Genomic DNA, 11,969 nt, shown 5'->3' with positions numbered 1-11,969 from the left:
CGTTACGACTGCGACGTTTGCAGTTCTTTGGTCTTTAAAATGATAAAGTATTCGTAGATCGCCTGCAACACGGCGTAGGTGACCCCCGCGTGACCATCCAGAAATCCGCGACGCCAGATCGCCAGATAAAACCATTTGATGAGCGGGCGACCGGGCAGTTTGTAGAAGATGCCTTTCTGGTGATACCGGCGCTCGCTGAAATCCTTGCTAAAAGCCGCCTTCTGAAGCGAAAACGACGTACCGGCGTTCATATCTACCATCCGCATGGCAGCTTCCATATCCGCATACCCCAAATGCCGCTGCCACCAGAACCGGAAGCCTTTGCTGAACGGAAAATGATCCAGAAATCCCCCGATCCGGGCAACTTTTCCGTCCGGAATCGAAACCGGATTCACCAGCCGTTTGTACTGCATTTTGTCGGGCCGAAACAGCCGCAGGTAGAAGGGCGACATTTGCGCGTGTTTCAGCCACCGGCCATTCCAGGCAAAATCGCGCCGTTGAATTTCGTAGGCAACCACCTCGTCGGCGCCGGGTACAAACGTCAAAAGTACCTCTTTCAGTTGTTCGGAAACCCGCTCATCCGCATCGATGTACAACACCCACTGGTGTTTGAAAGGAATATTGGCCAGCCCCCAGTTCTGGTGGGCCGACCAGTTATCGAATTTACGCTGGGTGATGGTGGCACCGGCGGCCTGTGCAATTTCCACCGTTTTATCCTCACTGAAGGAGTCAAAAACGTGGATGTCGTCACACCAGGAAACGGATTTTAAACAGGACGGCAGATCCTGTTCTTCATTTTTGGTAAGTATGAGTACTGAAATCATTTTGTTTGCAGAATACGGCCCTGGGCCATCAACTTACGACCTTACTAACGCCTTTTAATTCTCTTTTCCGAACGATTCGGGCGGGATTTCCAGCCACGATGTCGAACGGACGTACCTCTTTCGTCACCACGCTGCAAGCCCCGACAATGGCCTGAGCACCCACCGTAACACCCGGCATGATAAACGCCCGGGCACCGATAAAAGCGTGGGCACCGATGACAATGGGAGCGGTGATTAAATTCCGGGCCGACTCATCGAATGCGTGCGTTCCGGTGCAGAGATACGCTTCCTGCGCCACCGTGGCGTGTTCGTGAATTTCGATCCGGTCCAGTGAATACGCATTGGCACCATCGCCCAAACAGGCGCGGTCATGAAGCACCAGGTTCCACGGAATCTGAATGCGGGCGTTTTGGTGAACAAACGGTTTTCCGGTTAGCTGCGCCCCGAAAACACGCAGCCAGAACAGGCGCCACGGGTTGGCGGGTTTGGGCGTCCAGGAACAGAATACCGTCCAGACCAGTTGCCAGCTTATCATTTTTATGCGCTGCGCTACCGTCCAGGGACTGTCATACGCTGACGCTTGCTGATGGGTTTTTATCATTTTTTGGGACTGGATAAATCTTCCTGAAATCGTCGATAAAGCGCCGGGCTATCACGGGAATGGCGTATTCGGTATTCACCTTGATGGCTTGTTTCGAGAGCCAGTTTAACCGGGTTTCGTCATTCATCAGTGCGGAAAGTGCCTGCGCAAGCGCCCCGACCTGATCGTCGGCGGTGTGGTCATAATAGGCACCGTTCTCCCCGTTCTGAATGAAATCATGAAAACAGCCGAGACCCGACACCACCGGCACGGCCCCATACGCCATGGCCTCGCGCGGAGCCACCGGAGCCGCATCACCGCTGCCTTCCTGGGCGGGATAACAGAAAATACCGGCTTCGGCGTAGTATTTAATCAGCACATCATCGTTGAAAACCGGCCCGATCCATTCCACGTTCATCCCGGTTGAAAGCTGCTGGAGTTCCTGGTAATAGGCCGCTCCACCGCCCCCCTCTTCGAAAGACGAAGGCCCGATAATTTTCAGTTTCCAACCCGATACCTGCTCTTTGGCGAGCAATCGAAAGGCATTCAACAAGACGTGAACGCCTTTTTCGGGATGCAGCCTTCCCACGAAGAGCAGCGTTTTTTCGCGCCGGATCGGGAGGGTTTTAATTTCAAACGGAACCGGATTGGGAACGTAGGAAATCAGGTGATGACATTCCGGGGCAACCTCCTTGATGATGGCCTCACAGATGGCCGGTGAACAGCCCCTTAAAACCCCGACATGGAGGTAAAATTTCATCTGGCCTTTTGGCACCCGCTGCACATCGACGTAGACTTTTTTTCCGCGTTCACCGCGCAGTAAAAAGGGTGACCAGAAGGTATTGGTAACAATAATATCGACCTTTTCAGGCAGGGCTTTAATGGCCCGAATCGAGTATAGTAAATCCAGAAATTTGAGTTTAAGAAGGGATGATGGCGTTTCGTACCCCGGAATCCGTACGTAGCTTACGCCGTTCACGGTTTCTTTGGCAGGAAAATCGGCATGAGACCGGCTGATGTGAACAACTTCGTGCCCCATCGCAGCAAATTCCTGCCCCATTCGATACCATATCTTTTCGACCGCTCCGCCCCGAACCGGCGGTACCGGCAAAAATGCCCCTTGTATAATGGCAATACGCATAATAAAATTAGTTACGGTTTAATGCACGCAGCATCCGACGGGAAGCCTGTGACATGGTGAAGTGGGTCTCGAAAGCGGTTTTGGCCCGCAACGCCATCTGCTGCTTTTGGTCACCCGTCAGGGCAGTCCAGCGTTGGAGCAGCGTATAGGTGCCGTTTTCCGTATCATTTTCGATCATCCCGGCTTTTTCGAGTTCGATTTCCTTCCATATGTTAATTTGATCCGAAATAAGAACCGGTTTCGCACAGGCCAGTGCTTCTACGACGGCGATGCCAAAATTTTCCTGATGACTGGGCAGAATAAACGCTTCGCAGGTGTGAAAACCGCCCCATTTCGCGTTTCCTTCGAGCATACCGGGAAACAGAATGTCAGTATCTCCGCCGGCCCGCTGCTGCATTTCCTGCCCGTAAGCGGTTTCCAGACCCGGACCGGCAATTACCAGTTGTGGCAATTGGATGCCCTCAGCCTTCAGTCTCCGGTACGCATCGATCAGTAAATCGACCCCTTTTTTAACGTGAATCCGGCTGATAAACAGAATAAACGACCGGCTGAGTCCCGGGCATTTTCCCTGAAAAGCCAGTGCCATCGCCGGTGTAAAAGCGGGAGAAGCTTCTACGCCCAGACTCACAACCTGTTCCGTTTTGGGGGAATAGGGTCGAAAGGGAATTTCGGCCAGCGTCTTCTCCATTTCACAGGTAAACAGCAAACCGTCTGCTTGATTGACGACTTTGTTTTCGATGAGCTGCCAGAAAATCCAGTTGCGAATGGCCTTTAGTTTACGTCCGGCGGCCCGTTGAAACCAGGGGTCCAGCATACCGTGGGGCATGACGTAGAGTTTCGGCTTTTTCGCCTTTAATTGTGCCAGGGCTTTGTGGGTCGCATAGGTATGGTATTGCCAAAGACCGTGAACAATCACCCAATCATACTGCGTTACGTGCTCCTTCATCCAGGGCAAAAAATCAGCACTATACTGCCAGGCGCTTTTGGCGGGACCCGTTGCGAAAACCGGGAACGTTACATGCTGCAAATAAACCGCCTGAGGGTCGTCCAGCGTCACCACGGTATTTTGAACCGAAAGCTGCGATAACCCTTTGATCATCGTCTGCAAGGCCTGGCTTACTCCGCCTGCTTTTGGATCGATTCCCGAAACGACATGAAGAATGTGCATGACTACGACCGGAATTAAACGAGTGTGTGAGTTTGACTGGCAAAATGATACGTCCCAAGGATTTTCTGGTAGGCATCCTCAAGCTGATCGGTCGCGTTTTCGATCGTGAACCGTTTGATATTCGTCAACCCTCCGTCGATCCACTCCCGGCGTTTTTCAGCCGTTTCGTTCAGGATCTGCTGAATACGAACGGCCCCCTCGTCCGCCCAAAGCTGGCTATCGAGTTCATCGAGGGGCCGACGCCGGAGCAAGGTAGCCGCTGTGCCGGCCACTTCCGTCATGGGTGCCTCGCTGGTGGTCATCACCCGACAGCCGCACGCCATGGCTTCGGCGATCGGCCAGCCAAAGCCTTCGGCCAGAGACGGAAACAAGAACACTTGAGCGCCCCGGTACGCATGAACCACGTGCTGATCGTCAACACCCGTCAGAAAATGAATATCTTTTTGAAACGCCGACGTCTGCGCCAGTTCCGACAGCTCCGGTGTGGGCTCTTCGCCGATCATTAACAGCGGTATGGACTGTGAATAGGCTTTTCGCCACGCATCATACATCTCCAGCACGCCTTTGCGGTTTTTATACCACTGATTACCGCCGACGTGTACGAGGTAACCGGACGATAAATCGATGCCAAACCGGGCACTCAACACCGAGCGGGATTCTGCTGCCTGACCCGGCGTATAATTGAGATTGACCCCATTATAAATAACCGCTGAAAACGCCGGAGATGCTTTTAAAAACTGATGAAGATCGCCCTGCGTTTTGTTGGAAACCGAAATAAAATTTCTGCCCTTCCGGTATCCCCGCCGGATATACGCCTGATACAATTTCCCGGTCCAGCCCGTCTGATTTTCCGGAATTTCGCCCAGAGCCGATCGCTGCGCCAGGAAGTCGTGGCAGTGAATGACATGCGGCCGATCCGCGACCAACGGCACCCAAGGTCCGAGGGCTTGATCGGCAAAGACAAACAAGGTCTGCTTCGGTAATCCTTTGATTCGTTGCCGAACCTGAATCGGGAATAAAATATACTGATCGATGTAGCCCAGCCATTTTTTTAAAGCCTCCGGAACGGGCAGCGTATAAAAGAACGGTTTCGGTTGCCACGACTCCACCTCATGTCCGCGTGCCTGCATACCACTAGCCAGCCAGTGGGCATAGCGCGGCATACTTTGCGAACCGGGAAAGGACGGGTGACAAAAAATAACGATCCGCATGTTAAATGGCCTGATTGCGTTTTAGCTCTTCAATGATTCGGGTGCAGATATCTTCGTTTCCCACCTTGTTTTCCCGGACTCTCCGCATACCGGCCCGGCGTATCGATTCTCTTTTGGGTTCATTCCCCAGCAGGTCCCGGCAGGTCAGGATGCATTCGTCTACATCGTTCCAGAAAACCGCTTCTTCATCTTCCTGGTACATTTCCGTGTGTTCGGAAGTGCGTTCAGCGCAGAACAAACCGCCGATAAACGGGATTTCGAGCGAGCGCTGGGTGTGTAAATCCCGGTTTCCTTTCGAGAGCATCCCGATGCAGAGCTTTGCCCCCTGAATGGCGGCCACGTAATCCCGGCCTCCCAGAGCCCCACCCCGGTAATGGGCTTTCAACGCGTTCCAGTGCGGTGATTTCTGCCAGCGGTCGCCCCAAATCGCCACCGGCAAACCGTTCTGGATTAATTTCAACAAAAAATCGTCTCTTTTTTCATACCGCATCCAGGTGCCGATAAAGGCGATTTCCGATTGAAATTGCGTCGGAATTTCTGCCAGCGTATCATACGGTTTATGGGCTTCTTCGTCGTAACTCCGGTAGACCAGCAAGACGTTGGACGCGCCAAGTTCACGGCATTCTTTTTCGGATTCGGTGCGCACCACAACGACTAAATCATAAAAGGGCAGCGCTCTCAGCAGGGATTTAAACCGGCCGCCGTCCCGTTTTCCCGTAGGATCATCGACGTTGTAAAGAACCACCGGAGCACCAGCGATTTTCAAGGTTTCCAGCGCCGATTTACCGATTAACTCCCCACTATCCACCCAGATTAAATCAACGGTTTTCTGCTTTTCGAGTACCGTCGTAAGCCATTTCCGGATCCGGTTTTGCAGAAATTGATAGCCGGTACGAAAATGAATTTTGGAACCTAAAAACCCCTGCAACTGCTCTTTACACGCATCCTGCGGGTTATAAATCGTTACCAGATGCCCCAATCTTTTCAGCGCCAGAAACCGGTGAAATGAGGTAGAGGACGGGTTATCGTCACCAATGTATACAATCGTCATACGACCTTAAAAAAGACGGAGCTTGCGAAGGGCCAACAGGATAAACCAGTAGAGAAGGGCATCCTGTATCCAGCCCCGCATTAAAAAAGCATAAATATTTACGACGCTTTCCGAAAAATTAGAAACCGAAAACAAGGTAAAGAAGAAGTTCATTTGAATGAGCCCGGCCAGACTTAAACAGGTAGTCATCACGGCCCCCTGCTGGTAATACATGACAAATAAGTCAACCAGTAAAAACAGGGGGATGATGCCAATGCCCAACCACAAGAGATACCACCACCCAAAAGTCGCCATACCGGTACCGGCAAAATGGCCCGTTCGAAAACCGCCCAATCCCCCTTTACCGCCCGATCGGTCGTACAAATAATCTCCGTAGGAGGACGCATTGACCGTGAGTTTATCCACTTTGATGTGGAAAAAATTTAGAACCGGCAACGGCAAAATAGCCCAGAATTTATCGATGGAATAACTGAGCATATCGTCGTTCGGCTTGCCCATTTTATACGCCAGTTCCAGGCTGGCATCGTTGTATTTCAGGTTGCAGAATCTCGACAGGAAGATGTTATCAAAATACGTCTCATCCCAATCCCGAACTTCAATCACCGTATTCATGGCTCTGAACTGCTTGATGGCTTTTTTATTCTGCAAAACCTCGAGCGTTTTCAGCACCAGTTCCGTACTGGTCAGATTGCTTCTCTGCGCCCTGACAATCACCATGGACGTGCCTAAATCCGCGAGCGGACCGGTTATAATCCAGAGACCTAAACCGGCCAGGAGGGCATTTTTAAAATTGAAGATATTGTGGTCGAATTTGCCTAATAAGAGCCCAATCAGATAGGCAATTCCCACCGCACTGATACCGGTCATGAAAAGCCCGCGGCTGTTTCCGCCCATCCCGACAAACAACAGCATGGAAGCAAAAATCATGACTTTAAGCGTCGGCGGTTTAACGAAAGGCGGTCTTTTTAACGAAAACAAGGGTCTTAATAACAGGAATAAGGGCGTATACGCATACGGTACCAATCCCTGGAAAAATTTCGCCACCGTTCCTCTTTCTTCGGCGGTTCCATCAAAATGGCTGCCACTGAGGTATGTAACCGCCATACCGGCTAATCCCACAAAGCCAATAATCCAGATTTGCAGATCGGAGGGTGTCGCAAAAAAATAATTCCGCTTTAAAACCAGACTCAGTTTATAATACAGTCTGCCGGCAAGCCCTTCGCGCCATTTTTTATAGAGATGATGGGACGTTATAAAAACCACCAGCGCCAATAAAGAATGGATAAAAACGCTGTACGGAAATTTAAGATTATAGGTGATCGGTTTTCCTTCGAGCAGCGTAAAGATCAGCGGCAAGACATACTGGGTGAGTGAAAACCCCAGGATGATAACGGTTGAAAAGGTATATTTTGATAAGTTAAAAGCCGTCAGAACAAATTTATCGGCCAGTCCCCACGCGAAGAGGACAAACACTACCGCAAACAGATTGGCAGGGCTAAAGAAAAACAGACTTTGCAGCAGCGCGGCCACAAAAACCGCAATCCAGATCCACCGTTTGAACAGCCCCAAAAAAATAAAGCGCGGCTGAACCGGCAGGACAGGCGTCTGCGGTGCGGATGTGAGAGGCCGTTTCTGACTGGCTACCATGCTCATTTTCCTTCGACCAGGGCTAGTAGTGTTTCCCGAAAACCTTCGCCGTAGCGATCCCACCCGCCCATGCTTTTCACGCATTCGATGGCTGCCACCGACATGCGATCCCGCAAGGCCGGGTCATCCGCCAACTGCACTAATTTATCAGTCATGATTGCCGGATTCCGAATGGGTACGATAAAGCCTTCCTGACCGTCTTTAAATAAATCTTCCGATCCCGAATTCACACTGGCAATTACCGGACAACCACACGCCAACGCTTCTCCCTGCACCATGGCCAATCCTTCTTCTAAACTCGGGATGATAAATACGCTGGCGGTACTATACATGCGGGGGAGTTGAGCGTTTGGGATCAGGCCTAAAAAAAACACCTTGTCCAGGTTTTGTCCGATCAGCAATTGTTTTATTTCTGATTCAACCGTTCCGATAACGACAAATTCCTTGTTGGGATGCCGGAGGTTCTGGAAGGCATGTAAGGCATACATGAACCCTTTCCGAAGGCACACATTGCCCACCCAGAGTACTTTAAATTTATCCGTGTCGGGTTCGGCCACTTTATAAAACCGCTCCAGCCGGGCACCATACGGTATTTTAGAAAGTTTGCTTTCGGGAACGCCCTGATCGATAAATGTTTGCTTTACGAATTCAGAAGGAATCGTAATCCGGTCGGCCTGTTCATATTCAATTTCTTCCTTTTCGATCACCCGCGGGTCGACTCCCCGAAACGTAAATCCCCAGCGGGCGTATTCTTCGCGCAGGATTTGATCCTGAAACCGGATGTGGGATGAGCCCCGGTCGCAGATGAAATAACCGTTGTTGTCTTTTGCTTTTTTACCGGCGTGCAACCCGTTCCCCGACAAAGCAATCAGGATGGTCGGATGGTTAATTTTTCCGGCCACATATTTATCAATCACCTGTTTATCGATCCATTCCCATTCTTCCGATAACCACTCCCAGTACTGAATTCCAATCAACCCTCTTTTCATGTAGGGCGTATGAATCCACGGAAACGTTTTTACTTTATCCTTCGGAATACCCTGCTCGTCTTTTAATTTAAATTTAGGAAAGCCCGTGTATATCCTTTCCAGCAATCCTAATCGTTCTAATTGTCTTGCGAGGTGGAAGTGATGAAACCTTCCGATCGCCAACTGGGTAACCTTCATGATTGAATTAGGCTGTTTTGCTGTAACAGTACTTGCCAATAACGGGCAGACGACTTAATAATAACAAGGTTTTCTCCACCCCAATCTTTGAAAACAGCTCCCAATATTTCTTTATATTCCAGCATAACGCCACAAAAGACACGGCCAGATACAACAGGTAATAGTCCGGGAATGCACTCATCATGATCATGCCAAAAGCCGCTATCAGGACGGATCGGATCGCGATACCGTACGATTGGTTCGGCCAGCGCATGTGATGCAACTGGAGCCATTTTCTGGCGTAATACCGGAACCCAATAGCGGCTGCGATTTCGGCGGTTAAAAGCGATATGCCGGCGCCAACGATGCTGATTTGGGGAACGAGGAAAAAGATACCGGCGATAACGATCAGTGACGATACCAGCGAAATACCCATTTGCAATTTGAGCAAATTATTCCCGGTGACGATCGCAGTGGCGGGTTGGGCAATGCCATACACCAGCACACTCAACGATAGCGTGGCGAACAGATAAGGATCGTATACAATCTGGCCTTTCGTCCACATCGTAAACAGGAAAGGAGCGATGGCATGGATCACCAGCACGGCAGGAGCCAGAACAGCCACCACCACCAGCCAGATGCTATCGAAAGCGACCTGCATTCGTTCCTGATCCTTGGTGTGCAGAAACCGCATCAATTCCGGCATCAACGGGTTCGTAATGGTAGAGAGCCCTTGCAAGGCCACATTGGCACCGGTTCGCATCGTTACAAAAGCCGCCAGACTGGCTGCGCCCACCAGGGGAGACAGCAACAGCCGAACGCCCTGCTGTTTGAAATTTTCCAGAAAATACCGGCCCGACAACGTAATGGAGGTAACGTACTTTTCGAAGCCCATCCGCACGGAAGCCGCCGTGATTTGAATGCTTTCCCGCTTTAACAGCGCGTTGGTATCCAGAAATTGAATGAACATGATCGCCATTGACCCTGCGGATGCCGCGATGTTAACCCCCAGTAAATCGGCACCATTGATGATAAAAACCACCGTAATAAGTGAAGTAAGAATGGACGAAATCACGTTCCACCATTCCATCCGGGGGTAGTAGCCGAAGGGGTTTAATGCTCTAAAAAACAGACCGATAATGTTGGAGGCTATCCACGTAACCCATTGCAGCATGAGCGACCAGCCAACCTGATTTCTAAAGTCCGGATTGTTGACGCTTTTTTCGTTGAACAAGAACTCGATATTGCTGTAAAAAGCGATATAATATAAAATGGAGAGTTCCAGAACACTTAGGATCAGAATGACACTGACCCCGGACCAAAGCAAGGAGGCAATTTGGGGTCGGTTGGTGGTACCAAATTTCAAAAATTCAAATTGTAAATAATCGCTGTAGCCTCTCCCAAGGGTATTTAAAACATTGATCAGTGCCTGAATGGCAATGTATACCCCGTAGGTTTGAATGTCCCAATAGCTCAGAAAGATGGGAACAAGAGCCACCTGAGTGAGCATGGTAACCCCAATCCTTGCCCAGGAAGCCGCTGTACCTGAAATCAGTCGTTTAGTGGTTGACATAAATGGGGTTGCTCATCATGGATTAAACTCAAAAACTTCTACTATCACGCCTTCTTTACAGCTTTAATTCCGACTGAATGATGGGCAATAAATCTTTCGCTAATGCTTTTTGTCCCTTGCTGTTCAAATGAATTTCATCATTGAACATGTCGAACGCCATGCGGTTGATGCGCATCGGGATCTGATTTTTTTTGCAAAATTCTTCGATCACTAAGCCGCCCCGGTCGACCGTATTTTTCGTCAGTTCCGACTGGGAGCGGTGTAAATAAAGAAAGAACGGTATTTTTAACTGCCTGGAAATACTGTCTAAATCGGAAAAACCTTTGACCAGATTTTCGGGTTCTTCGGCTATTTTTTCCTCCTTACCAGCGGGTTCTTCGGACCTGAAGTAGCGATCTTCTACGGTTGCCCACGCTTTTACGACCAATTTGGGCCAGGCAAACGCGTCATTCTTATCCGGATGCGTTGACGTTACGCCTACAATGGGCTGAAAAGTCATCGGGTCGAATGCGTCACCACTATTGGCCACCATCAGAATCATATCGGCACCGAACACCCCGAATTTCTTTAAATAAGCCACCACATTATCGGGCGACCAGGTCTTGTCACTGATGTTTAATACGCGTACTTTTTTACCGTATTGACGAAGCAATTCTTTCTCTACAAGGGTGCTGGCCAGGCTATCCTGATCGATGGAATTACCGCCGTTGATGATCGAATCGCCCACCAATAAAACCACGAGTGTATCGGTTTTGGCAACAGGTGCACTGCGCATGGAGAATTCATTGGTGGTAAATCGATTCCGGTAAATCCTGACATCCTGATTGGGTTTTAGCAGGTATTCATACTCGCTACTGGCGTCGTAGAGGGGATAGCTGGTTAATCCGTAATAGCGACCGCCCAGCTCCACCAGCAGCAGAAAGAGACAAAAAATAAAGGTCGCCAGAGCGATTTTTTTCATGAATTGACAGACTAATTTGAGCGTCGTTTCTCGCCCGTTATCCGGTTTTTTTCGCGTAAACGTTCCGGAATTAAGAATTATCGGCTGGTTTTGATACGGCTTCGCCCTTTCAGTCCCAGGTTGGACCTAACTTGCAGTACTTTCGGGTAGTCAGAAATTGCAGGTGCGCAAACGTGGCCTTCAAGCCGCAACCAGCGTCTTCGATAAATCAACTTTTATAACCATTTGCAGCGTATCGATAAACACTTGCAGTGTTTTCCCCTGCTGGTTCATTACGTTGCCTTCCAGATCCTGAAAACAGCCGGATTTTATTTTGATGCGGTCGGATGATGAAAAGGCCTCAACCTGAATGTGGTTGTTATCGGTTTCTTGCAGCATTCGCCGGATGATCTCGATCTCGGAGTCCCGAACCACGGCCGGTTTGTTCATCCAGAACAGGTAGCGAACAATACCGGGCACCCCAAATACCCGGTCGCGTTGCTGTTCTTCCAGATTCACAAAGCAGTAGGACCGGAAAAGTGGTTCTTCAACGGTTTTCATTCGGTCCGACCACTTTCGTTTTGTTTTAACCAGTGGACAATACACTTCGATCCCGCGCTCTTTCAACTTGTCGGCCACCGCCTTTTCGGTTCGGGACTTCGTATACAATACGTACCAGGACATAGGCT

General features: G+C 50.0%; 11 protein-coding genes. All 11 read right to left on the bottom strand.

Annotated features, from left to right (window positions below):
• Nucleotides 1-2: 2 nt before the first annotated feature.
• On the bottom strand, nt 3-824 hold the full coding sequence (locus DUE52_RS15295; protein ID WP_114406895.1) for a glycosyltransferase family 2 protein: 822 nt from the start codon (nt 822-824) through the stop codon (nt 3-5).
• Nucleotides 825-852: 28 nt separating this feature from the next.
• A complete protein-coding gene (locus tag DUE52_RS15290) occupies nt 853-1,425 on the bottom strand; it encodes a DapH/DapD/GlmU-related protein (RefSeq protein WP_114406894.1) in 573 nt (190 codons plus the stop codon).
• Nucleotides 1,391-2,545, bottom strand: coding sequence for a glycosyltransferase family 4 protein (locus DUE52_RS15285; RefSeq protein ID WP_114406893.1), 1,155 nt, complete (start codon nt 2,543-2,545; stop codon nt 1,391-1,393). The genes DUE52_RS15290 and DUE52_RS15285 overlap by 35 nt, the downstream gene beginning before the upstream one ends.
• Nucleotides 2,546-2,552: 7 nt before the next feature.
• Nucleotides 2,553-3,713, bottom strand: a complete 1,161-nt coding sequence (locus DUE52_RS15280; protein WP_114406892.1) for a glycosyltransferase — start codon at nt 3,711-3,713, stop codon at nt 2,553-2,555.
• 14 nt (nt 3,714-3,727) lie between these two features.
• On the bottom strand, nt 3,728-4,924 hold the full coding sequence (locus DUE52_RS15275; RefSeq protein ID WP_114406891.1) for a glycosyltransferase family 4 protein: 1,197 nt from the start codon (nt 4,922-4,924) through the stop codon (nt 3,728-3,730).
• Nucleotide 4,925: 1 nt separating this feature from the next.
• Nucleotides 4,926-5,975: a CgeB family protein gene (locus DUE52_RS15270; RefSeq protein ID WP_114406890.1), complete on the bottom strand. Its 1,050-nt coding sequence runs from the start codon at nt 5,973-5,975 to the stop codon at nt 4,926-4,928.
• A 6-nt stretch (nt 5,976-5,981) separates the two neighbouring features.
• On the bottom strand, nt 5,982-7,628 hold the full coding sequence (locus tag DUE52_RS15265) for a hypothetical protein (RefSeq protein WP_114406889.1): 1,647 nt from the start codon (nt 7,626-7,628) through the stop codon (nt 5,982-5,984).
• The gene (locus tag DUE52_RS15260) at nt 7,625-8,716 is read right to left on the bottom strand and encodes a glycosyltransferase family 4 protein (RefSeq protein WP_114406888.1); all 1,092 of its coding nucleotides are present in this window, start codon (nt 8,714-8,716) and stop codon (nt 7,625-7,627) included. The genes DUE52_RS15265 and DUE52_RS15260 overlap by 4 nt, the downstream gene beginning before the upstream one ends.
• 79 nt (nt 8,717-8,795) lie before the next feature.
• A complete protein-coding gene (locus tag DUE52_RS33170) occupies nt 8,796-10,340 on the bottom strand; it encodes a lipopolysaccharide biosynthesis protein (RefSeq protein WP_114406887.1) in 1,545 nt (514 codons plus the stop codon).
• A gap of 55 nt (nt 10,341-10,395) precedes the next feature.
• A complete protein-coding gene (locus DUE52_RS15250) occupies nt 10,396-11,301 on the bottom strand; it encodes a hypothetical protein (protein ID WP_114406886.1) in 906 nt (301 codons plus the stop codon).
• Between the two features lie 180 nt (nt 11,302-11,481).
• Entirely contained in the window at nt 11,482-11,964 is a 483-nt protein-coding gene (locus DUE52_RS15245; protein ID WP_114406885.1) for a UpxY family transcription antiterminator, read from the bottom strand.
• Nucleotides 11,965-11,969: the final 5 nt, after the last annotated feature.

It is taken from the genome of Larkinella punicea (assembly GCF_003334855.1).
Classification (GTDB): domain Bacteria; phylum Bacteroidota; class Bacteroidia; order Cytophagales; family Spirosomataceae; genus Larkinella; species Larkinella punicea.
The sequence above is the reverse complement of the archived record's forward strand: the minus strand, read 5'-3'. Positions and strand labels throughout refer to the sequence as shown.

Bases quoted from the DNA above. Each gene is read 5' to 3' on its own strand.
- DUE52_RS15295 (WP_114406895.1), bottom strand. From the start codon at position 824: ATGATTTCAGTACTCATACTTACCAAAAATGAAGAACAGGATCTGCCG.
- DUE52_RS15290 (WP_114406894.1), bottom strand. From the start codon at position 1,425: ATGATAAAAACCCATCAGCAAGCGTCAGCGTATGACAGTCCCTGGACG.
- DUE52_RS15285 (WP_114406893.1), bottom strand. From the start codon at position 2,545: ATGCGTATTGCCATTATACAAGGGGCATTTTTGCCGGTACCGCCGGTT.
- DUE52_RS15280 (WP_114406892.1), bottom strand. From the start codon at position 3,713: ATGCACATTCTTCATGTCGTTTCGGGAATCGATCCAAAAGCAGGCGGA.
- DUE52_RS15275 (WP_114406891.1), bottom strand. From the start codon at position 4,924: ATGCGGATCGTTATTTTTTGTCACCCGTCCTTTCCCGGTTCGCAAAGT.
- DUE52_RS15270 (WP_114406890.1), bottom strand. From the start codon at position 5,975: ATGACGATTGTATACATTGGTGACGATAACCCGTCCTCTACCTCATTT.
- DUE52_RS15265 (WP_114406889.1), bottom strand. From the start codon at position 7,628: ATGAGCATGGTAGCCAGTCAGAAACGGCCTCTCACATCCGCACCGCAG.
- DUE52_RS33170 (WP_114406887.1), bottom strand. From the start codon at position 10,340: ATGTCAACCACTAAACGACTGATTTCAGGTACAGCGGCTTCCTGGGCA.
- DUE52_RS15250 (WP_114406886.1), bottom strand. From the start codon at position 11,301: ATGAAAAAAATCGCTCTGGCGACCTTTATTTTTTGTCTCTTTCTGCTG.
- DUE52_RS15245 (WP_114406885.1), bottom strand. From the start codon at position 11,964: ATGTCCTGGTACGTATTGTATACGAAGTCCCGAACCGAAAAGGCGGTG.